The following is a 20,571-nucleotide window of genomic DNA, read 5'->3' as shown; positions in this document are numbered from 1 at the left end:
TCAGGCGGCACCGAGGCGCAGCGCGAGCGCGGCGAGCGTCACCAGCAGCACCGGAATGGTCAGGGTCGTGCCGATTCTGAAATAGTAGCCCCAGCCGATGCGGATGCCTTTCTCTCCAAGGACGTGCAGCCACAGCAACGTCGCGAGCGAGCCGATCGGCGTGATCTTGGGGCCCAGGTCGCAGCCGATCACGTTGGCGTAGATCATCGCTTCCTTGACCGCGCCCGTGGCGTCGGTCGCCTCGATCGACAAAGCGCCGATCAGGACCGTCGGCATGTTGTTCATCACCGACGACAGGAGCGCGGCGATGATGCCGGTGCCGAACGCCGCGCCCCAGACGCCGCCTTGGGCGGCGCGATCCAGGAGACCGGCAAGGTGATCGGTGAGGCCGGCGTTACGCAGGCCGTAGACGACGAGATACATGCCGAGCGAGAAGATAACGACCTGCCAGGGCGCGCCCCGCAGCACCTTGCGGGTTTCGATGACCTGGCCTCGTGCGGCGACCAGGAGCAGCAGGACCGCGCCGGCAGCGGCGACCGCGCTGACCGGAACGCCGATGGGTTCCAGTAGGAAGAAGCCGGCCAGAAGGGCGGCGAGAACAACCCAGCCGGCCCGGAACGTGGCCCGATCGCGGATGGCATCGGCCGGCGCGCGTAGCTGCGCCACGTCGTAGCGGGTCGGCACGTCGCGGCGGAAGAACAGCAGCAGCACGACCAGCGTAGCAGCGATCGATGCAAGATCCACCGGTACCATCACGGATGCGTAGTCGGCGAATCCGATGCGGAAGAAGTCGGCCGATACGATGTTGACCAGGTTGGAGACGATCAGCGGCAGGCTGGCCGTGTCGGCCACGAATCCCGCCGCCATGACGAACGCCAGCGTCGCCTTGTCGCGGTAGCCGAGCGCCCGCAGCATCGCGATGACGATCGGCGTCAGGATTAATGCCGCGCCGTCGTTTGCGAATAGCGCTGACACGGCCGCGCCGAGAATCACGATCAGGACGAACAGCCGTCGGCCATGCCCGCCGCCCCATCGGGCGACGTGCAGCGCTGCCCATTCGAAGAAGCCGGCCTCGTCCAGCAGCAGGCTGACGATGATGATCGCCACGAACGTCGCGGTTGCATTCCAGACGATGCCCCACACCACCGGGACGTCGGAGAGCGAGACTACTCCGACGAGCAGGGCCACCGCCGCGCCGCCCAGCGCGCTCCACCCGATGCCTAGGCCTCGGGGCTGCCAGATGACGAGCGCGATCGTAAGGAGGAAGATCGCGAGGGCGAGGAGCATCAGGCGATGCGCTGGCCGGAGGCGTCCACAACCTGTTCGCCATCCTCCTTGGCGAACGCGCCCCGCTGCGCATTGGGCAGCAGATCCAGGACAGCTTCGGACGGGCGGCAAAGCCTTACGCCGAGGGGTGAGACGACCAGTGGCCGGTTGATCAGGACCGGGTGCGCCATCATGGCGTCGAGCAGGGCGTCGTCGGTCAGCGAGCCGTCGGCTAGGCCGAGTTCAGCGTAGGGCGTGCCCTTCTGGCGCAGCAGCTCGCGTGGCGTGATGCCCGCGCGATTGACCAGCTCGGCCAGCAGGGCGCGGGAGGGCGGGGTCTTGAGATACTCCACGACGTGGGGCTCGATGCCGGCGTTGCGAATCATCGCCAGCGCATTGCGCGACGTGCCGCAGCCGGGGTTGTGATAGATCACGACGTCGACGGCCACAGGATGTCCTTTCAGCAGCAAGGGGTGAGTTCGGCCAGGAGGGGTGCGCACAGCTTCGGCGAGCCGGCGCAGCAGTCCTTGACCAGGAACAGCGTTAGGGCCCCCAGGCCGTCGAGGTCCGCACGGTAGATGATGGACCGGCTGTGCCGCTCGGATCGGACGATGCCGGCGCGGGCAAGGATGCCCAAATGCGCGGACATGGTGTTTTGGGGCACGTCGAGCTCGCGGGCGATCTCACCCGCCGCCATCCCGTCCGGCTCCTGTCTCACCAAGAGGCGGAACACGTCGAGGCGGGTGCCTTGCGCGAGCGCGCCGAGCGCGGCAATGGCCGATTCGTTATCCATATATCGAGCATAGCAGATATATGGACTGCCGCTAGTCCATGATCTTCAAGGGCGGCTCTTTACCGCTACAGGTGTGAAAAGCTGACTTGTAGCTAGCCGCCCAAAGTCGGCCGAGCCCCTGCGCCGAAAGCGGTCACTCATGGGTTCACGACCTAAATTTGCCCACCCCCGGCGAAGGTCGGGGCCTGGCTGCGCGCCATTCGTGGTTCGGGGTGCCGCGCGCAGGATCCGTCGATGCTGGGCTCCGGCCTCTGCCGGGGGGCCGCAAAGCGCCACCCCCCTCAGCGCTCCAGCAACCGCGGCATCAGCTCGACGAAATTGCACGGCTTGTGCCGGATATCGAGCTGGCTCGCCAATATCCCGTCCCACGCATCGGTAACCGCCCCGGTCGATCCCGGCAGCGCGAAGATATAGGTTCCCCGCGCCACGCAGGCGGTCGCGCGCGATTGGATCGTCGACGTCCCGATCGTCTGGTAGCTCAGCCAGCGAAACAGCTCGCCGAAGCCCGGAATTTCCTTGTCCCACACTCGCGCTAGCGCCTCGGGCGTGATGTCGCGCCCGGTCACGCCGGTGCCGCCAGTGGTCAGGATCACGTCCACTTGCGGCGCGTCGATCCAGGCCTGCAGCTTGCTCACGATCGCCTCGACATCGTCGGTCACGATCGCGCGATCGGCCAGTTCGTGCCCCGCGCCGGTCAGCCGCTCGACCAGCCGGTCGCCGGAACGGTCGTCGGCCAGCGTGCGCGTATCGGAGATGGTGAGAACCGCGATCCGAACCGGGCGGAACGCGATGCTTTCGTCAATTGCCACGCGCGACCTTCGGATCGGGCACCATCGAAACCTTGCGCCCGCCGATCTTTACCGACTGGTTCCCCGGAAGCCCCGGGAATTTGGGCCACAGCCCCTGCGCCAGCGCCGCACGGCTGACCGACTTGCGCCCCTCCTGGCCCTCGTACATCCAGTAATTGCGCAGCACGGTCATCACATAGCCGCGCGTCTCCCAATAAGGGATGCTCTCGATATAGAGCAGCGGATCGCCGCCATCGCGCGACATCGTGTTCCACAGCGCCACCGGCGTCGGCCCGGCATTATAAGCGGCGATCACCTTGGGCAGCAGCCCCCCCGTGAAGGGCAAATCGCGCAATTGCTCGAGATAGGATTGGCCGATCTCCATATTGACCGACGGCTTGGTGAGGTCCGCGCTGGCATAGGTCACGCCCTTGCGCCGCCCGACATCGGTCGCCGCGCCGGATTTCACCTGCATCAGACCCATCGCCCCCGCGGCACTGCGGATTTCGGCGTTGAAGCGCGATTCCTGGAGCGTGTGGGCAAAGACCAGCGCCTTGTCGACGCGCCAGCCGCCCGCGGGCGTCCAGTTGGGGGAGGGGTAGCGCGCCTGCACCAGTGGACGTGCGCCCGCGGGGCCATTGTGCGAGAGCCACAGCTGCGTCGCGGCAAGGCTCAGCCGCCCGGCGATGCGGGTCAGCGCGCCATGTTCGGTCGGATTGCAGAATTTCGCCTGGTGGCGCAGCACTTCGTTCGCGAGGCGATCCTCGCCGATTTCGACCAACGCCGCGGCGACGCGAACATTCGGCCGCCGCTCGAGCACCTGCCAGTCGGCCGCGACAAAGGCCTCGCCCTTTACCGGCTTGTCCTCGACCCCCAGCGCGGCCTTGGCCAGCAGCCCATAATAGGTCTCGCCGAACTGCGACGCGCTCTTGAGCTTGGCGGATACCTTTTCGGGCCGCGCGCACGCCATGTCGGCGCGCGATCCCCAATAGAGCCCGGCCGAGCGCAATTCGGTGTCGGTCGCCCGTGCCGCAACCCGCTCGAAGGCGAGCCCGGCGGCGGTGCAATCCTGTTGGCGCCATGCGGCAAGCCCCGCGACCCAATCGGCCTGTCCGGCCCATTCGCCCATCCCGGCCTGCGCCTTGGCGGCCATGCGGCGCGCGTTCGAATCGTCGCCCGCGACATAATAGATCCAGGCGACCTTCTGCTGCCATTCGGTCAGCGCCTCGGGGGTGAGGTCGGCGGCGAACTTCTCGACCACCATCTCGGCCTGGATGCCGTCGTCGGCCTTGACATAAGGCTGGATCGCCAGCGCGATCTCGGTCGCGGCGGTGTCGCTCTTGATCGAGCGCGCGCGCTGGCGCACCGGCGCGGCGTCGAACCACATCAGCCGCTGGGCGAGGGGAAGGGTGGGGGTCTCGAGCGTCCCGCGCGCCTTCGCCATGCGGACAAGCTGCTCGGCCTGGGGAAGCTCGGGCGCCTCGCCGAGCACCGCCATGATCGCCTCGATCCCGGCCTTCGGTGAATTCTTCGCGGTGAGGATTTCGGCGCGGGCGATCGCATGCAGCGGACCGGGCTTCATCGCCGCGAGCGCGATCTCGGCGTCGGCCCATTGCTCGCCGCGGATCGCCGCGAACACCTTGCGGTAGCCCTCGCGCTGGTCGCCATCCAGCTGGTCGGGTACCCCGTCGCCGCTACGTTGGGGCGCGGCCACGGCGTCGCGCGGCGCCGCGGAGGTCAGATCTTCGGCATGGGCCATGGCAGGCATCGCAAGCGCCGCGGCGGCTAATAGATAACGCATCTTCACTCGACCAATCCCCGGTTCAACTGCAGCAGGTGCTTCCAGGCTTCGCTCTTGAATGCGGGCTTCCCTATCAGAAAACGCGGGTGATAGCTCGCAACCGATGCCATCTCTCCCGCAAATTGGTTAACGCTCTCTTTACCGTGGCTAGGGTCCGAACCGGAAGGCGGCGCCAGGATGCGCGCCGTGGCATTCCCCAGCAGCAGCAATCTGCGCGGCTTGAGCAGCGAGAGATGGTGCCGCGCCAGCTGCACCAGCCGCGCTTCCTGGTCGCCCGGTATCTGCCCCCCCAGCGGATGCGCGACCGCCAGCGAGGCAAGATAGACCGAATCGCGCCGCAAACCGATCGCGCCAAGCATCCGATCGAACATCTTTCCTGCCGAACCGCCCAGCAGCCCCTCCGAATCGTCAGCTTCGGGCATGTCGACGAACACCACCCACTCGGCGTCCGCCGGCCCCTGCGGTGCGATCCGCGGGGTCATCCAGTCGGCCTCCGGCGCACCTTCGCCCAGTCGCCAGGCAAGGAATGCCTCGAGCGTAGCCGGCAAGACCTCCGCAACCGGCGCCGCTACGTCCGCCGCGACCGTTGCGGTGGCGGCCCGCGCCACCGGCACCGCCAGCCAGTCGCGCGCGTCGTCGTCGACGAGCATGTCGACCCCGGCGTCGCTCCACCAGTCGAGCGTGCTCGCCAGGCTCTTCCGCCATTCCTGAACCGGTTCTGCCCCCATACCCCACCTTTGAATCCCTGTTGACGCCACAGTCAATCTGCCTTCATCGACGCAGGGACAGGGCGGTGCCGACGCGCGACCACAAGCGCGAAGCGTCGTCCCCGGAAGCAGTTCGAAGGATTTGAGGATGAACGAACGCGAGTCGATGCCCTATGACGTCGTGATCGTCGGCGCCGGCCCCGCAGGGCTGGCCGCGGCGATTCGGCTGAAGCAACAGGCGGCCGCCGCGGGCTCCGACCTGTCTGTCTGCATCCTCGAAAAGGGCTCCGAAGTCGGCGCGCATATCCTCTCGGGCGCCGTGATCGACCCCCGCGCGCTCGACGAACTGCTCCCCGATTGGCGCGACGATTGCCCGCTCGCCCAATGCCCGGTGACCGAGAACCACCATTGGGTGCTGAGCAAAACGGGCAAGGCGGCGATGCCCGAATTCCTCACCCCGCCATACCTCCACAACAAGGGCACCTACACCGGCAGCCTCGGCAATCTGTGCCGCTGGCTAGCCGGCAAGGCCGAGGAACTGGGCGTCGAAATCTTCCCCGGCTTCGCCGCCGCCGAGATCCTCTATCACGACGACGGCAGCGTGAAGGGAGTCGCCACCGGCGACATGGGCGTCGCGCGCGACGGCACCCACAAGCCCGATTACGCCCCGGGCCTCGAACTCCACGCCAAATATACCTTCTTCGGAGAGGGCGTCCGCGGCCATCTCAGCAAGCAGCTCCAGCGCCAGTTCAACCTGTGCGAAAATGCCCAGCCGCAGGTTTACGGCATCGGCATCAAGGAATTGTGGGACATCGACCCCGCCAAGCACGTCCCCGGCCGAGTCATCCACACCCAAGGCTGGCCGCTGACCGAGGGCACCAACGGCGGCAGCTTCCTCTATCACCAGGCCGACGGACAGGTCGCGCTCGGCTTCGTCGTCTGGCTCAATTATACCAACCCCTGGCTATCGCCCTTCCACGAGATGCAGCGCTGGAAGACTCACCCCGAGATCGCCAAGATCCTCGAAGGCGGCAAGCGCGTCTCCTACGGCGCCCGCGCGATCAGCGACGGCGGCTGGCAGTCGGTGCCCAAATTGGTCATGCCCGGCGCGGCGTTGATCGGCGACACCGCCGGCTTCCTCAACGTGCCGCGGATCAAGGGCACGCACACCGCGATGAAGTCCGGCATGATGGCCGCCGAGGCCGCCTTCGCCGCGATCCAGGCCGATCGCGCCTCGGACGAGCTCACGGCCTACCCGGAGGCCTATGCAACAAGCTGGGTCGAGAAAGAGCTGCGCGGCGTCCGCAACGTCGTGCCGCTCGTCAAGAAGTTCGGCGACACCTGGGGCACCGCCGTCGCCGGCGTCGCGATGTGGATGGAGCATCTGGGGCTGCGCTGGCCCTTCACGATGAAGCACCACCCCGATCACGAAAGCCTCCACCGCGCCGATCAGTCGAAGCCGATCGACTATCCCAAGCCCGACGGTGTGCTGACCTTCGACAAGCTCTCCTCGGTGTTCATCTCGAACACCAATCATGCGGAAGACCAGCCGGTGCACCTGACGCTCAAGGATCCGGACATCCCGATCGGCTACAACCTTCCGGTCTATGCCGAACCGGCGCAGCGTTACTGCCCCGCCGGCGTCTATGAAGTCGTGGGGGAGGGCGCTGACCTGCGCTTCCAGATCAACGCGCAGAATTGCGTCCACTGCAAGACCTGCGACATCAAGGATCCGACCCAGAACATCAACTGGGTCGTCCCCGAAGGCGGCGGCGGTCCCAATTATCCGAACATGTAGCCCGGCATGATCCGCGAACCTGCCCGCGCCAAGCTCAACCTGGCGCTCCACGTCCGTGCCCGCCGCGCCGACGGCTATCATGAGATAGAGACGCTGTTCGCCTTCGTCGCGCTGGGGGACGTGCTGCACGTCGCGCCCGCCGAACAAGCCAGCTTCACGATTGGCGGTCCCTTCGCCGCCGGGCTCGCAGGCGAGGGCGACAATCTGGTGACTCGCGCGGCCACGCGCTTCGCCGAGCGCTTCGGCGGTGGCACGCATGCGATCGCGCTGGAAAAGCATCTCCCGGTCGCCTCGGGCATCGGCGGGGGATCGGCCGACGCCGCCGCCACGCTGCGCGCGCTGGCGACGCTGCACGACGTGGCCCTCGACGATCCCGCTCTGTTCGCCATCGCCGACAGCCTCGGCTCGGACGTCCCGGCCTGCCTCCTCGGCCAGACCGCGATCGGGCGGGGCAGGGGCGAGCGCCTCCAGCCGATTTCGGGCCTGCCCGGCACCCCGGTCCTGCTGGTGAACCCCGGCGTCGCGGTCTCCACCGCGGAGATATTCCGTCGATGGGACGGAATCGACCGAGGCCCGATGGCAAACGGCCCGCTGCTCGACGTCGCGCGCGCGGGTCGCAACGATCTGGAGGCCCCCGCACGCGCCGTCGCTCCCATGATCGGCGAAGTGCTCGCCTCGCTCTCCGCGCAGCCCGGCGTCGTGCTGGCCCGCATGTCCGGCTCCGGCGCCACCTGTTTCGCCTTGTTCGAGAGCGAAGCTGCCCGCGCTGCCGCTGCGCACGCGCTCGCCCACCCCGGCTGGTGGTGCGCCGAAACCCATTTGGTATGAGCGCCGTTTACCACCCCTATAGCCAACTTGTTATCGAACCGCGCTTATTCGCCCTTGCAGCGGATCAGACGCCCGGCGCGGGACGTCCGCCAATGGCCCGGCCATGCTGCGCCATGCGCGTGACAGGCTCTGCTCCAATGGGGCAGAGCCTGCACATGACCCGCATCGGGCAGGAGAGCCCCGTCGCGGTTCTCGCACCTGCCCGTCTCGAAGCTCGCAAATGCGTTCCCGAACGCAGCTCGTGAAGCGCTCGACGCTGCCACCCATGACTTCGGCGCAGCCCGTGCGCTAATCCTGCCCCCTCCGACTGCGTGAGGCGATGCGCGTCGCGATCGATGCGCTCGCCGCGCTGCAGCTAAAGCAGGCTGGCGCCACCGGATAGGTGAAGCGGCGATCTGGAAACCCCAGGCCGGATCGGTTATTCCGCACTCTGGTGGAGGAAGCATGGCGGACGCTACGGGTACGATTGCCAGGGATATCGGCAGCGAAGCCTTCTGGCGCGCGCACTTTCCCAATCTCCACATCGGCCAGCTGCTCAGCCAGGAGCTCCGCGAGAAGACGCTCGACGCACCGCCCCGGAACAGCCTCGCGCTCAATGTCGAGCGAATGAAGGTCGATGGTTACTTCCAGGACCGCGACGATACGGTCGCGCGCCTCGCGCCAATTCTGGGCGATGCGGTTCGGACCTGCAACAGGATTGATATCCCCCCGGCGTTCATCTTCCTGTTCGACGAAGCCTGGGAATGCTTTTACGCGCTGCACCAGCATTTGACGCCGTTCCTTGGTGACTATCAGATCCTGCCCGATTTCTGGGCGTGGCATGTCGATCCGAAGGCATCTGAATCCGGATGGTCACCGCACCGTGACAAGGGCTATGGCGCGCTGGATGTGAACGGCAACCCGCTGTCCCTGACGGTCTGGATTCCGCTTTCGGAAGCGACGCCACTGTCCAGCTGCATGTACGTCCTCCCCAAGAGCAGGGACCCGGTCTACGGCACCCCAGAAGACAAGAATTGGAAGATCGACTATCCCTCGATCCGCGCGCTGCCCGGGAAGCCGGGCGACTTTTTCTGCTGGGATCAGGCAGTGCTGCATTGGGGCAGCGCTTCCAGCCCCTTCGCCAACGGTCCACGCATCAGCATGGCGCTAGAATTCCAGCGAACGGACGCCGCGCCCTTCAACAAGCCGCTCCTGCCTGCCTTCTGCAACCTCGATTTCAAATCACGCCTGTGGCTGGTGGGCAAGCAGATCATGCAATATCGGCACATGTATAAGGTCCGGCCGGAGTTCGAGGCACTGGCCACCTCGCTGTTGAAGGTCGGACAGGGCACTGCCTAACCGGTAATTCCCCTCGTCCGACGATTGCGGCAACTCTCTTGCGCTGAACATGCCTATCGCGACATAGGCTTGCGCCATGAGTGAACGATTCGACAAATCCCGCCTGCCCAGCCGCCACGTCTCCGTCGGCCCCGAGCGCGCACCGCACCGCAGCTATTATTATGCGATGGGCATATCCGAGGAGGATATCGCCAAGCCGTTCGTCGCGGTCGCTTCCGCGGGCAATGACAGCGCGCCCTGCAACACCACGCTCAACTTTCAGGCCGACGCCGCGCGCGAAGGCGTGATCGCCGGCGGCGGCATGCCGCGCCGATTCAATACGATCACCGTCACCGACGGCATCGCGATGGGCCATCAGGGCATGAAATCCTCGCTCGTCAGCCGTGAGATCATCGCCGATTCGGTCGAAGTCTCGGTCCGCGGCCATTGCTATGACGCGCTGGTCGCCTTCGCCGGCTGTGACAAGTCGCTCCCCGGCATGATGATGGCGATGCTCCGCCTCAACGTGCCGAGCATCTTCGTTTACGGCGGCTCGATCCTCCCCGGCCGCTACGAAAATCGCGATGTGACGGTGGTCGATGTGTTCGAGGCGGTCGGCCGCTATGCCGCCGGCACTTGCCCGGTCGCCGAACTCACTGCGCTCGAAAAGGTCGCATGCCCCGGCCACGGCGCCTGCGGCGGCCAGTTCACCGCCAACACCATGGCCTGCGTCGGCGAGGCGATCGGGCTCTCGCTGCCCAATAGCAACATGGTCCCCGCGCCTTATCAGTCGCGCGAGCAGATCGCCGTCGCCGCCGGCGCGCAGGTGATGGAACTGATCGCGCTCAACCTGCGCCCGCGCGACATCTGCACCCGCGAGGCGTTCATCAACGCCGCGCGCGTCGTGGCGGCCACCGGCGGCTCGACCAACGCCGCGCTGCATCTACCGGCAATGGCCAGCGAAGCGGGGATCGACTTCGATCTCCACGACGTTGCCGAAGCCTTCAAATCAACACCTTACATCGCCGATCTGAAACCCGGTGGGAAGTATGTCGCCAAGGATATGCACGAGGCCGGCGGCGTCTACATGTTGATGAAGACGATGCTTTCGGGCGGCTTCCTCGACGGCAATTGCATGACCGTCACCGGCCGCACGCTCGGCGAGAATATCGATCAGGTTACCTGGAACCCTGATCAAAAGGTCATCTACGACGTGAAGGCTCCGCTCTCGCCGACCGGTGGCGTCGTCGGCCTGCGCGGCAGCCTCGCTCCCGAAGGCGCGATCGTGAAGGTGGCCGGCATGCATCGCCTTCAGTTCAGCGGCCCGGCGCGCGTGTTCGACTGCGAGGAGGAATGTTTCGAGGCGGTCGAGCATCGCCTCATCAACGAAGGCGAAGTCATCGTCATCCGCTACGAAGGCCCCAAGGGCGGTCCCGGCATGCGCGAGATGCTCTCCACCACCGCCGCGCTCTACGGCCTCGGCCTGGGCGAAAAGGTTGCGCTCATCACCGACGGCCGCTTCTCCGGCGCCACCCGTGGCTTCTGCATCGGCCATGTCGGCCCCGAAGCCGCCGAGGGCGGCCCGATCGCGCTCGTGCAGGACGGCGACACGATCCGCATCGATGCCGAGGCCGGCACGATCGATCTCGACGTCCCCGAAGACGTCCTCGTCGAACGCCGCGCCGCCTGGCAACCGCGCGTCAACGATTACCAGTCCGGCGCGCTCTGGCGCTATTCCCGTACCGTCGGCCCCGCCTATAAGGGCGCCGTAACACACCCGGGAGCCAGCGCCGAACGCCATGTATACGCGGATATCTGATAGAGCTCTGCTGGCCGCGCTCCTCCTCCTCACCGCCTGCAACGGCAAAATCCCCGACAAGGCCACGATCGCCAAGCAGCAAGCCCACCAAAAGGCAGTCGACGAAGCCGAAGGCAAGATCCTCTGCGCGCCCCCCGGCACCGAGGATTTCGCCCTCGTCTGCGCGATCGACCGCGTCGAATCGCAGGACGGCCTGTTCCTCACCCTGCGCCACCCCGACGGCGGCTTCCGCCGCCTGCTGGTAACCCGCGACGGCCGCGGCGTGATTGCGGCGGACGGCGCCGAGCAGGCGGTGGTAACCCCGCTCGCCCCCGATCGCATCGAAGTCGCCCTGGGCGGCGCCCGCTACCGTCTCCCCGCCACCGTCCGCCAGGCCAGGCCGTGACGATTCCCGCCGGCGCCCCGATCGTCACTGCCGCCGAGATGCGGCTCGCCGAGCAGGCGCTGTTCGCCGCCGGCATGTCGCAAGACGCCTTGATGGAGCGCGCCGGCGCCGCGGTCGCGCGCGAAGTCGCCCGTTTCGCGATTGGCCGGCCGATCCTCATCCTCGCCGGCCCCGGCAACAATGGCGGCGACGCCTATGTCGCCGCGCGCCTGCTCCAGCAGGAGGGCCACGACGTCGCCTTGGTCGCCACCGGCGCCCCCAAACCCGGCGCCGCAGAGCGGATGCACGGCTTGTGGAACGGCCCCACCACCTCGCTCTACGCCGCGCGCCCGCGCGCCGTTCTGGTCGACGGCCTGTTCGGCACCGGCATGGAGCGCCCGCTCGAGCGTGGCCTTGCCGCCGTGTTCGCCGATCTCACCGCCAATGCCGACTTCACGCTGTCGATCGATCTCCCCTCGGGGCTGGAGACCGACACCGGCGCAGACCTCGGCGCCCCCCGCGGCATCGACGCCACCATCGCGCTCGGCGCGCTCAAGCCCGCGCACCTGCTCGACTGCGGGCTCGAACGCTGCGGGCAGCTGATCCTCGCCGATATCGGCATCCCGGTGCCCGACGAGTGGCGCACCGCAGCCCGCCCCAGGCTCGCCACCCCCCACGTCCACAGCCACAAATATACCCGCGGCCTCGTTGCCGTGATCGAAGGCGCGATGCCCGGCGCCGCGCGCCTGTCCGCCCGCGCGGCGATGGCCGGCGGCGCGGGCTATGTCGTCCTTGCCGGCAGCGAGCCCTGGGCCAGCGCCCCCGACGCCCTGGTCCGCCGCGGCGTCGGCACCAGCGACGATCTGTCCGAGTTCCTCGCCTGGGACCGGATCGACGCCGTCGTGCTCGGCCCCGGCCTCGGCCGCGATCGCAGGGCCGAAAGCTTCCTGCGCGCAGCCTTCGCGGTGAACAAGCCGCTGATCGTCGACGGCGACGCGCTGACCCTGCTCGGCGACGGCGCCGCCAAGTGGCTCGACACCCGCACCGCCGCCACCTGGCTGACCCCCCATTCGGGCGAGTTCGACCGGATGTTTCCCGGCGAAGGCAGCAAGATAGAGCGCACGCTTGCCGCCGCGTCGCAAGTCCGCGCGACGATCGTCCACAAGGGCGCCGACACCGTCATCGCCGCGCCCAACGGCGATGTCCGCATCCTCGCCGGCGCCTCGCCCTGGCTCTCCACCGCCGGCACCGGCGACGTCCTCGCCGGACTCGTGGCGGCGCAGGTCGCGCAAGGCGGGAAGGGGGCCGCCCCCGCCGAAGCCGCCGCCTGGCTCCACGCCCGCGCCGCGCGGCTTGCGGGACCCGCTTTCTTCGCCGACAGGCTGATCGACCAGCTACCGGAAGCGATCGACGAATGCCTGTAACCGATGATGAAGTGATCCGCGTCGCCGCGCGCGGCGATGGCGTGACCGCCGACGGCCGCCACGTGCCCTTCACCGCGCCCGGCGACCGCGTGCCGATGGAGGGCATGGTCCTCCCCGGCCCGCACCACCAGCGCCCCCCCTGCCGCCACTTCCCCGAATGCGGCGGCTGCCAGCTCCAGCATCTCGACGACGAATCGTGGAGCGGCTTCATCGTCGATCGCGTCCGCGATGCGCTCGCCGCGCATCATCTCGAGACCGAGATCCGCGCGCCGATCCTCTCGCCCCCGCGCACCCGCCGCCGCGCCACCCTCCACGCCGAGCGCCGCGGCCGCCAGGTCCGGCTGGGCTTCACCGAGCAGAACAGCCACACGCTGATCGATCTCGACGAATGCTGGGTGCTCGCGCCCGAACTCTTCGCGCTCGTCGCACCCTTGCGCGGGCTGCTCGCCGCGCTCCTCCCCGGCACCCGCCGCGTCAACGTCCACCTCGCTTTGGCCGATCAGGGCCGCGACGTGCTGATCGACGGCATGGAAGCCGAGGGCCTCGCCGCCGCCGAGGCGATCACCGCCTTCGCCAGCCGCCACAAGCTGGCCCGCTTCGCGATGGACGAGGGCTTCGGCCCCACGTCGCGCTGGGAGCCCGAGCCGGTCACCATTACCCTCGCCGGCGTCCCCGTCGGCTTCCCCCCCGGCAACTTCCTCCAGGCGACGCCCGAGGGCGAGGCCGCGTTGATCGCCGCGGTCCAGCAAATCGGCGGCGCCGCGCGCACCGTCGCGGACCTGTTCGCCGGCCTCGGCACCTTCACCTTCGCCTTCGCCGACGCCAAGGTCTACGCGGCGGAGGCCGCCCGCGATCCGATCCTGTCGCTGAAGGCGGCCGGCACCCGCGCCCAGCGCCCGATTTTCGCCGATCACCGCGACCTATTCCGCCGCCCGGTCACCGCCACCGAACTCGCCAATTTCGACCTCGCTGTCCTCGATCCGCCCCGCGCGGGAGCCCGCGAACAGGTGATCGAAATCGCCGCCGCTAAGACCCCGCTCGTCGCCTATGTCTCCTGCAATCCCAACACCTTCGCCCGTGATGCCGAGACCCTGTGCAAAGGCGGCTACCGCCTCGACTGGGTCCAGCCGGTAGGCCAGTTCCGCTGGTCGACCCATGTCGAGCTGGCGGCGAAGTTCAGCAAATAGGCGCGGCGCGAAAGCTCATTCCGCAGCGCGCACCTCGGGCAGATCGGGCTCCCCCGCATGGCTCGCCAGCAATTCGATCGGCGGGATCGACTCGATCTCGCGCGCGCCCGTCTCGATGTTCAGCTCCTTGAGCTTGCGCGCGCTCACCAATGCGCGATTTTCGAGGCTGCTGGCGAAGGTATTGAAATTCTTGACCGCGGTGTTGAGCCCGCTGCCCACCACGCGCAGGTCGCCCAGCGCCTTGGCAAGCCGATCGTACAGTTCCTTGCCCAGCTCGCCGATCTGACGGGCTTCCTTAGCGAGCTTTTCCTGACGCCAGACCGCGGCGACCGTGCGGGCGATCGCGATCAGATTGGTCGGGGTCGATAGCAGGACGCGCTTGTCGAAGGCGAAATCCCACAGCGTCGGGTCGTGCTCGAGCGCGGCGGAGAGGAAATGTTCGCCGGGGACGAACATGATCACATAATCGGGCGCATCCTCGAACTGGTTCCAATAGGCCTTGTTGCCGAGGCCGTTGATGTGCGCGCGCATCGAATCGGCATGCGCCTTGAGCCCGGCGAACCGCTCGACATCATCGACCGCGCCGAACGCGTCCTGATAGGCGTTGAGCGAGACCTTGGCGTCGATGACGAGCGCGCGGCCGCCGGGGACGCGGACGATCGCATCGGGGCGCAGCCGGCCGCCATCCTCGCTTGCGGCGTTCACTTCGGTCTGGAAATCGGTGTGTTCGGACAGGCCGCAGGTCTCCAGCACATTCTTGAGCTGCTGCTCGCCCCAGCGCCCGCGCGACTTGGGGGCGTTGCGGAGCGAATTGACCAGCTTGGCGGCCTCGCTGCTGACCTTTTCCTGGCCGATCCGCATCTGCTCGATCTGCCCCTTGAGCTCGCCGAACGCGTCGCGTCGCTCGGCCTCGACCTTGGCGACGCCCTCCTCGTAGCGCAGCAAGCGCTCGCTGACCGGCTGGAGCATCGATTTAAGGTTGAGCCCGGCGACCTCCTCGGCCTCCTTGAAGCGGGCCGAGGCGCGTTCGAGGAACTTCTCCTGCGCCTTGTCGAGCAATGTATTGGCGACTTCGCCGAACTGGGCGGCCATCACTTCCTTGGCCTCGCGCATCTCGATCAGCCGGGCCTCGAAGGCCTCGGCCTTGGTCCGCAATTCGGTGAGCTGGAGGCGGGCGAGATCGCGCTCGTCGCGAAGGGCGGCGGCTTCCTCGCGGATCGTCGCGACTTCGCGCGCGCGCTCCTCGGCGCCGGCGAGATCGATGATCGCCGCCTTGAAATCGGCCTCGCGCGCATCGCGCTCGGCGCGCATCTGGGCGGCGCCGCGGGTGCCGAGAAACCAGCCCAGAGCGACGCCGGCAAGCAGGGCGGCGATCGCCAGAATGATGAAAATGGGGTCCACGACGCCTCCTGGGAACAGAAGGCGAACCTAACGGGGGATGCGAGTCAGGGCAACACCTACTCCGTCACCCCGGCCTTGTGCCGGGGTCCAGCATGCGGCTGGGCTGAACCCTGCAGCCTCTCCCCTGTCGATTGCGGAGAGATGGACCCCGGCACAAGGCCGGGGTGACGCCCTATTTCGTTGGCGCGATGTTACGCCGCAGCCTTACGCGCCTTGGCCAGCTTCTTCAGGATCATGTCGCGCTTCAGCCGCGAGATATGATCGAGGAACACGATCCCCTCCAGATGATCCATCTCATGCTGGATGCACGTCGCGAGCAGCCCGTCGAAGCGCTCGTCGTGGGGCTCACCCTTCTCATCCAGCCACGTCACCCGGCAGCTGGCCGGGCGCTCGATATCGGCGAACTGGTCGGGGATCGACAGGCAGCCCTCGGTATAGACCGACAGCTCTTCGGAGGGTTCGAGGATTTCGGGGTTGATGAACACGCGGGGCTGACGGATCGGCTTGCCCTCCTCGTCTTCCTCCTCCTGCAGGTCCATGACGACGACCCGCTTGGGCACGCCCACCTGGATCGCGGCCAGCCCGATGCCGGGGGCGTCATACATCGTATCGAACATATCGGCGACGAGAGTGCGCACCTCGTCATCGACCGTGTCCACGGGGGTGGAGATCAGGCGAAGGCGCGGATCGGGTACTTCTAGGATTTGCAGGACGGCCATGGGGGGAATTTAGGGGAGCCGCGGGTTTGTCGCAAGCTTTTGGGCAATTTCGGTTCACGCGAAGGTGCGAAGGCGCAACGAAGACAGCTTTGTTCGCGCAACGACGCGACGACGCAACGATGTGCCGCAGCTGCTGAGCGAAATCGCCGCGCAGCGGCATCAATGCCGGCGGTATCGAATCAAAAAGTCGGCGGGTGCCTCAGGGGCGAACATCGTCGCGCCGCGGCGTCGTTGCGCGAAAAAATCTTCGCGCCTTCGCGCCTCCGCGCGAACCAGTTAGTCTTTCTAGGCCACCGGCCGACGCGCCCGAAGCGCCTGCGCCAACGTCCCCTCGTCGAGATAGTCGAGCTCGCCCCCCACCGGCAGCCCATGCGCGAGCTGCGTCACTCGGACCGGAAAAGCCTCGATCCGCTCGGCAATATAATGCGCGGTGGTCTGCCCCTCCAGCGTGGCGTTCATCGCCAGGACGACTTCGTCGATCCCGCCCTCGGCGATGCGGCGCACCAGGCTGTCGACGCGCAGATCCTCGGGACGTACGCCTTCGAGCGCCGAGAGCCGCCCGCCGAGGACATGGAACTTGCCCGGAAACAGCCGTGAGCGATCGAGCGCCCAGAGGTCGGCGACTTCCTCCACCACGCACAGCGAACGGGCGTCGCGGCGCGGATCCGCGCAGATCGCGCAGGGGTCGATCGTGTCGACATTGCCGCAGATCGTGCAGGTGCTCAGCCGCTTGCTGACCGCGGTCAGCGCGGCGAGCAGCGGATCCAGCGCAGTCTCGCGCTTCTTGAGCAAGTGCAACACCGCGCGCCGCGCCGAACGCGGGCCAAGGCCGGGCAGGCGGGAGAGGGCCTGGGTGAGGGCTTCGATTTCGGGGGAGGCCATGGGTTGGAGATAGCTATGCGTTGCAAGGAAGCCAATCACCTCCCTCCCTCTCCCATTGGGAGAGGAGGGAGGCGCGCAGCGCCGGAAGGGTGAGGGTGACTGGCATATCTCCGGCGAGTGCGGCTAAGGGCAAAGCATGCGGATCATCTTCATGGGAACCCCCGATTTCGCCGTACCGGTGCTCGATGCACTCGTGGCCGCCGGGCACGAGATCGTCGCCGCCTACAGCCAGCCGCCGCGGCGCGGCAATCGGGGCAAGGTCGCGCCTTCGCCCGTCCAGGCGCGCGCCGAGGCGCTGGGGATCGAGGTGCGGACTCCGCTCTCCTTTCGCAAGGAGCCCGAGGCGATCCATGCCTTCGCCGCGCTCGGCGCCGATGTCGCCGTCGTCGCGGCCTACGGACTGATCCTGCCCGTGCCGGTGCTCGATGCGCCGCGGCTGGGCTGCCTAAACGTTCACGGCTCGTTGCTGCCGCGCTGGCGGGGTGCCGCCCCTGTGCAACGCGCGATCCTTGCCGGCGATGCCGAGACCGGCGTCGGCATCATGCAGATGGAAGCGGGGCTCGATACCGGCCCGGTGCGGCTCGAGGGACGCACTCCGGTGGGGTGCAAGACCGCGGGCGAACTGGCCGCGGAGCTCAGCGCGATGGGTGCACGGCTGATGGTCGAGGTGCTCGCCGATCTCGACGCCTATCCCCCGGTGGCGCAGCCCGAAGCGGGCGTCACCTATGCCCCCAAAGTCGACAAGGCCGAGCTAAGGCTCGATTTTGCGCAATCGGCGGAGCAGGTCGAGCGGCAGGTCCGGGCGTTCCACCCCGGCGCGTTCTTCGAATTCGGGGGCGAGCGGATTCGCATCCTCGCCGCCTCCGTTCTCTCTGCCACCATTCTCTCCGCCTCAATTCGTCATCCCCGCGAAGGCGGGGATCCAGAGTCGCAGGCGGCGTCGTCGATTGCTCTGGATCCCCGCCTTCGCGGGGATGACGGCGTGGGGTTGGACAATGCTGTAGTTCTGGACGACGCACTGACCATCGCCTGCGGCCAGGGCGCACTCCGCCCCACGCTCGTCCAGCGCGCGGGACGTGGCGTCATGACCCCGGCCGAACTGCTCCGCGGCTTCCCGATCCCGGCGGGCACCCGGCTTTGACTCGCTTCGCACTAACCGTCGAATATGACGGCCGCCCCTTCATGGGCTGGCAGCGGCAGGATCATGGGCCCAGCGTCCAGCAGGCGCTGGAGGACGCCGCTTTCGCGGTGACCGGCGAGCGGACCGCGGTGCATGCCGCGGGGCGCACCGACGCGGGGGTCCATGCGCTCGGCATGCGCGCGCATCTCGACATCGCGCGCGCGATCACGCCGTTCCGGCTGATGGAGGCGTTGAACGCGCGGGTGCGGCCGCATCCGGTGGCGGTCCTCGATTGCGTCGCGGTGCCCGACGATTGGCATTCGCGCTTCTCGTGCCTCGGCCGCCATTACGAATATCGCATCGTCCAGCGCCGTGCGCCGCTCACCTGGGAGGCGGGGCTGGCGTGGCGGATCGCCGCCGAGCTCGACGAAGCCGCGATGCAGGCGGGCGCGCAGCAGCTGGTCGGGCGGCACGATTTCACCACCTTCCGCTCCGCCCATTGCCAGGCGGACAGCCCGTTGCGAACGCTCGATCGGCTCGATGTGACGCGGGAAGGCGACCGGATCGTGGTGCGGGCCTCGGCGCGGTCCTTCCTGCATCACCAGGTGCGCTCGATGGTGGGGTGCCTGGCGCTGGTGGGGCAGGGGAAGTGGACCTCCGCCGACATGCGCTCGGCGCTGGAGGCACGCGATCGTGCCGCCCTGGGTTTCAATGCGCCGTCGGACGGGCTGTTCTTCGTGGCGGCGGACTATCCCTGACGGTCGGCTTGCGCAGTAGGATTTCCTGTGAGAGCATCCAAAAGCGTCGCATTCCGCGCCAAACCGAGACCAAAGTGCGCAATTTTATGTCACAAAACACGCGAAAAGTGGGAATCTAAGCCCGGCGTTGCTGGTTGAGCACCTCATAGGCCATCACCGCGGTGGCCACCGCCGCGTTGAGGCTGTCGGCCTTGCCGAGCATCGGGATCTTGACCAGCAGGTCGCACGCCGCGGCCATGTAATCGGGCATCCCCTGCGCCTCGTTGCCCGTAAGCAGGAACGTAGGCGTCGCATAGTCGGCGGCCTGATAGTCGACCTCGGTATCGAGGCTGAGCCCCACCAACTGCCCCGGCCCCGAACGAAGCCAGGTCGCAAATTCCGCCCAAGGCGCCCGCGCCACCGGCACCGTGAACAGCGCTCCCATACTCGCCCGCACCGCCTCCACCGAAAAGGGATCGACGCACTCGTCAACCAGGATCAACCCGCCCGCCCCGATCGCGTCGCCCGTCCGCAAAATCGTGCCCAGGTTGCCCGGATCACGCAGCCGCTCGGCGACGAGCCAGATCGGCGCACTGGCGCGGTCCAGGTCTATGAGCTTCGTCTCGAACTCCGGATAGACCCCCACCACCGCGCCGGGATTATCCTTGCCCGAAAGCTTGGAAAGGATGTCGGCGTTGGTCTCGATCGCCTCGCCGCCCGCCGCCTCGGTCGCCTCGACCAGCGCCTCGACCAACGGATGGCTACCGCTGTCGCCCGCGAAAAACAGAAACTCGGGCAGCCGCCCCGCCTCGCGCGCCTCGGTGAGAATGCGCAGGCCTTCGGCCAGGAACAGCCCCTCGTCGCGGCGATGCTTCTTGTCGCGCAGCAGCCTGACGCGCTTGATCAGCGGGTTGGAAAAGGCAGTGATCTCGCGCGGCATCAGTCTTCGCCGAAGCGCGCCTCGACCAGCTCGGCCAGCGCCTGCACCGCCTCTTCGGCCCCGTCGCCCTCGGCGCTGATCGTGATGCAGTCGCCCTTGGCGGCGCCCAGCATCATCAGGTCCAAGATAGACGTACCCGATGCACTCGAACCGTCCTTTTCGACGGTGAGCTCAACGCTATGGCCGCTGGCGAGAGTGACGAACGCCATGCTCGCGCGGGCGTGCAGCCCTCGCCGATTCTCGATCGTGACGGTGCGCGTCGAGCGGCTCACGCAGCCGCCTCTCCCAGTACTTCGGACGCGATTGTGATATATTTGCGGCCAGCGTCCCTTGCAGCCGCCACCGCATCGGTGACCTTCATCGTCCTGCGCGCGCTGCCAAGGCGGATCAGCATGGGCAGGTTGATCCCCGCAATCACTTCGATCCGCCCCGCTTCCATCAGCGAGATGGCCAGGTTCGAAGGGGTACCGCCGAACAGGTCGCTGAGCACGATCACCCCGCGGCCTTCGTCGACGCGCGCGATCGCCGCGGCAATGTCGGCGCGGCGACTTTCCATGTCATCGTCGGGGCCGATGCTGATCGATTCGATCCGCTCCTGCTGGCCCACGACATGCTCCATCGCGACCACGAACTCTTCGGCGAGCCGTCCGTGCGTCACGAGCACCAAACCGATCATTTGC

At 67.5% G+C, this 20,571-nt stretch carries 21 protein-coding genes; 9 read left to right on the top strand and 12 right to left on the bottom strand.

The window, feature by feature from the left end:
- The 6 genes from OKW87_RS05105 to OKW87_RS05080 form a co-directional block, all read right to left on the bottom strand.
- Positions 1-1,287 (bottom strand): arsenic transporter, encoded by a 1,287-nt coding sequence (locus tag OKW87_RS05105; RefSeq protein WP_265542808.1) that lies wholly within the window; start codon positions 1,285-1,287, stop codon positions 1-3.
- On the bottom strand, positions 1,287-1,715 hold the full coding sequence (gene arsC / locus OKW87_RS05100; protein WP_265542806.1) for an arsenate reductase (glutaredoxin): 429 nt from the start codon (positions 1,713-1,715) through the stop codon (positions 1,287-1,289). Before arsC ends, OKW87_RS05105 begins: the two co-directional genes overlap by 1 nt.
- Positions 1,716-1,726: 11 nt before the next feature.
- Positions 1,727-2,059, bottom strand: coding sequence for an ArsR/SmtB family transcription factor (locus OKW87_RS05095; RefSeq protein ID WP_265542804.1), 333 nt, complete (start codon positions 2,057-2,059; stop codon positions 1,727-1,729).
- Between the two features lie 281 nt (positions 2,060-2,340).
- Positions 2,341-2,868, bottom strand: coding sequence for a molybdenum cofactor biosynthesis protein B (gene moaB, locus OKW87_RS05090; protein WP_265542803.1), 528 nt, complete (start codon positions 2,866-2,868; stop codon positions 2,341-2,343).
- Positions 2,858-4,606 (bottom strand): lytic transglycosylase domain-containing protein, encoded by a 1,749-nt coding sequence (locus OKW87_RS05085; protein WP_265542801.1) that lies wholly within the window; start codon positions 4,604-4,606, stop codon positions 2,858-2,860. The genes moaB and OKW87_RS05085 overlap by 11 nt, the downstream gene beginning before the upstream one ends.
- Before the next feature lie 44 nt (positions 4,607-4,650).
- Complete coding sequence (locus OKW87_RS05080) at positions 4,651-5,376, bottom strand: uracil-DNA glycosylase family protein (RefSeq protein ID WP_265542799.1); 726 nt, start codon at positions 5,374-5,376, stop codon at positions 4,651-4,653.
- A gap of 127 nt (positions 5,377-5,503) precedes the next feature.
- Here OKW87_RS05080 and OKW87_RS05075 point away from each other — a divergent pair, with 127 nt between their 5' ends.
- From OKW87_RS05075 to OKW87_RS05045, 7 genes are all read left to right on the top strand, one after another.
- The gene (locus tag OKW87_RS05075; protein ID WP_265542797.1) at positions 5,504-7,153 is read left to right on the top strand and encodes an electron transfer flavoprotein-ubiquinone oxidoreductase; all 1,650 of its coding nucleotides are present in this window, start codon (positions 5,504-5,506) and stop codon (positions 7,151-7,153) included.
- A gap of 6 nt (positions 7,154-7,159) precedes the next feature.
- Positions 7,160-7,981, top strand: coding sequence for a 4-(cytidine 5'-diphospho)-2-C-methyl-D-erythritol kinase (locus tag OKW87_RS05070; protein WP_265542796.1), 822 nt, complete (start codon positions 7,160-7,162; stop codon positions 7,979-7,981).
- 444 nt (positions 7,982-8,425) lie between these two features.
- Positions 8,426-9,319 carry a phytanoyl-CoA dioxygenase family protein gene (locus OKW87_RS05065; protein ID WP_265542795.1) on the top strand — a complete coding sequence of 298 codons (894 nt, stop codon included), beginning with the start codon at positions 8,426-8,428 and terminating at the stop codon, positions 9,317-9,319.
- Positions 9,320-9,395: 76 nt separating this feature from the next.
- Positions 9,396-11,117, top strand: coding sequence for a dihydroxy-acid dehydratase (ilvD, locus tag OKW87_RS05060; RefSeq protein WP_265542794.1), 1,722 nt, complete (start codon positions 9,396-9,398; stop codon positions 11,115-11,117).
- Positions 11,098-11,502, top strand: a complete 405-nt coding sequence (locus OKW87_RS05055) for a hypothetical protein (protein WP_265542793.1) — start codon at positions 11,098-11,100, stop codon at positions 11,500-11,502. The genes ilvD and OKW87_RS05055 overlap by 20 nt, the downstream gene beginning before the upstream one ends.
- The gene (locus OKW87_RS05050; RefSeq protein ID WP_265542791.1) at positions 11,499-12,905 is read left to right on the top strand and encodes an NAD(P)H-hydrate dehydratase; all 1,407 of its coding nucleotides are present in this window, start codon (positions 11,499-11,501) and stop codon (positions 12,903-12,905) included. Before OKW87_RS05055 ends, OKW87_RS05050 begins: the two co-directional genes overlap by 4 nt.
- Positions 12,896-14,092, top strand: a complete 1,197-nt coding sequence (locus OKW87_RS05045) for a class I SAM-dependent RNA methyltransferase (RefSeq protein WP_265542789.1) — start codon at positions 12,896-12,898, stop codon at positions 14,090-14,092. Before OKW87_RS05050 ends, OKW87_RS05045 begins: the two co-directional genes overlap by 10 nt.
- A 15-nt stretch (positions 14,093-14,107) precedes the next feature.
- Here OKW87_RS05045 and rmuC read toward each other — a convergent pair whose 3' ends face one another.
- The 3 genes from rmuC to recR form a co-directional block, all read right to left on the bottom strand.
- Positions 14,108-15,493 carry a DNA recombination protein RmuC gene (rmuC, locus tag OKW87_RS05040; RefSeq protein WP_265542787.1) on the bottom strand — a complete coding sequence of 462 codons (1,386 nt, stop codon included), beginning with the start codon at positions 15,491-15,493 and terminating at the stop codon, positions 14,108-14,110.
- A 191-nt stretch (positions 15,494-15,684) separates the two neighbouring features.
- On the bottom strand, positions 15,685-16,212 hold the full coding sequence (gene def, locus OKW87_RS05035) for a peptide deformylase (protein WP_265542785.1): 528 nt from the start codon (positions 16,210-16,212) through the stop codon (positions 15,685-15,687).
- A gap of 285 nt (positions 16,213-16,497) precedes the next feature.
- The gene (recR, locus tag OKW87_RS05030; protein WP_265542784.1) at positions 16,498-17,094 is read right to left on the bottom strand and encodes a recombination mediator RecR; all 597 of its coding nucleotides are present in this window, start codon (positions 17,092-17,094) and stop codon (positions 16,498-16,500) included.
- Between the two features lie 136 nt (positions 17,095-17,230).
- On the opposite strand from recR, the gene fmt reads away from it, so the two are divergent.
- Positions 17,231-18,235: a methionyl-tRNA formyltransferase gene (gene fmt, locus OKW87_RS05025; protein WP_265542782.1), complete on the top strand. Its 1,005-nt coding sequence runs from the start codon at positions 17,231-17,233 to the stop codon at positions 18,233-18,235.
- Complete coding sequence (truA, locus tag OKW87_RS05020; protein WP_265542781.1) at positions 18,232-18,972, top strand: tRNA pseudouridine(38-40) synthase TruA; 741 nt, start codon at positions 18,232-18,234, stop codon at positions 18,970-18,972. Before fmt ends, truA begins: the two co-directional genes overlap by 4 nt.
- Positions 18,973-19,087: 115 nt before the next feature.
- Here the strand turns inward: truA and OKW87_RS05015 are convergent, their stop codons facing one another.
- The 3 genes from OKW87_RS05015 to OKW87_RS05005 are packed head-to-tail and all read right to left on the bottom strand — an operon-like array spanning position 19,088 to position 20,567.
- Entirely contained in the window at positions 19,088-19,891 is an 804-nt protein-coding gene (locus tag OKW87_RS05015) for a TrmH family RNA methyltransferase (protein ID WP_265542778.1), read from the bottom strand.
- On the bottom strand, positions 19,891-20,163 hold the full coding sequence (locus tag OKW87_RS05010; RefSeq protein ID WP_265542777.1) for an HPr family phosphocarrier protein: 273 nt from the start codon (positions 20,161-20,163) through the stop codon (positions 19,891-19,893). The genes OKW87_RS05015 and OKW87_RS05010 overlap by 1 nt, the downstream gene beginning before the upstream one ends.
- On the bottom strand, positions 20,160-20,567 hold the full coding sequence (locus tag OKW87_RS05005) for a PTS sugar transporter subunit IIA (RefSeq protein ID WP_265542775.1): 408 nt from the start codon (positions 20,565-20,567) through the stop codon (positions 20,160-20,162). The genes OKW87_RS05010 and OKW87_RS05005 overlap by 4 nt, the downstream gene beginning before the upstream one ends.
- Between the last annotated feature and the right edge of the window lie 4 nt (positions 20,568-20,571).

The organism is Sphingomonas sp. M1-B02 (genome assembly GCF_026167525.1).
GTDB lineage: Bacteria > Pseudomonadota > Alphaproteobacteria > Sphingomonadales > Sphingomonadaceae > Sphingomonas.
This window is presented reverse-complemented; position numbering and strand designations above follow the sequence as displayed.

Bases quoted from the DNA above. Each gene is read 5' to 3' on its own strand.
- OKW87_RS05105 (WP_265542808.1), bottom strand. From the start codon at position 1,287: ATGCTCCTCGCCCTCGCGATCTTCCTCCTTACGATCGCGCTCGTCATC.
- OKW87_RS05095 (WP_265542804.1), bottom strand. From the start codon at position 2,059: ATGGATAACGAATCGGCCATTGCCGCGCTCGGCGCGCTCGCGCAAGGC.
- OKW87_RS05085 (WP_265542801.1), bottom strand. From the start codon at position 4,606: ATGGCCCATGCCGAAGATCTGACCTCCGCGGCGCCGCGCGACGCCGTG.
- OKW87_RS05080 (WP_265542799.1), bottom strand. From the start codon at position 5,376: ATGGGGGCAGAACCGGTTCAGGAATGGCGGAAGAGCCTGGCGAGCACG.
- OKW87_RS05075 (WP_265542797.1), top strand. From the start codon at position 5,504: ATGAACGAACGCGAGTCGATGCCCTATGACGTCGTGATCGTCGGCGCC.
- OKW87_RS05070 (WP_265542796.1), top strand. From the start codon at position 7,160: ATGATCCGCGAACCTGCCCGCGCCAAGCTCAACCTGGCGCTCCACGTC.
- OKW87_RS05065 (WP_265542795.1), top strand. From the start codon at position 8,426: ATGGCGGACGCTACGGGTACGATTGCCAGGGATATCGGCAGCGAAGCC.
- ilvD (WP_265542794.1), top strand. From the start codon at position 9,396: ATGAGTGAACGATTCGACAAATCCCGCCTGCCCAGCCGCCACGTCTCC.
- OKW87_RS05055 (WP_265542793.1), top strand. From the start codon at position 11,098: ATGTATACGCGGATATCTGATAGAGCTCTGCTGGCCGCGCTCCTCCTC.
- OKW87_RS05045 (WP_265542789.1), top strand. From the start codon at position 12,896: ATGCCTGTAACCGATGATGAAGTGATCCGCGTCGCCGCGCGCGGCGAT.
- def (WP_265542785.1), bottom strand. From the start codon at position 16,212: ATGGCCGTCCTGCAAATCCTAGAAGTACCCGATCCGCGCCTTCGCCTG.
- recR (WP_265542784.1), bottom strand. From the start codon at position 17,094: ATGGCCTCCCCCGAAATCGAAGCCCTCACCCAGGCCCTCTCCCGCCTG.
- fmt (WP_265542782.1), top strand. From the start codon at position 17,231: ATGCGGATCATCTTCATGGGAACCCCCGATTTCGCCGTACCGGTGCTC.
- OKW87_RS05015 (WP_265542778.1), bottom strand. From the start codon at position 19,891: ATGCCGCGCGAGATCACTGCCTTTTCCAACCCGCTGATCAAGCGCGTC.
- OKW87_RS05005 (WP_265542775.1), bottom strand. From the start codon at position 20,567: ATGATCGGTTTGGTGCTCGTGACGCACGGACGGCTCGCCGAAGAGTTC.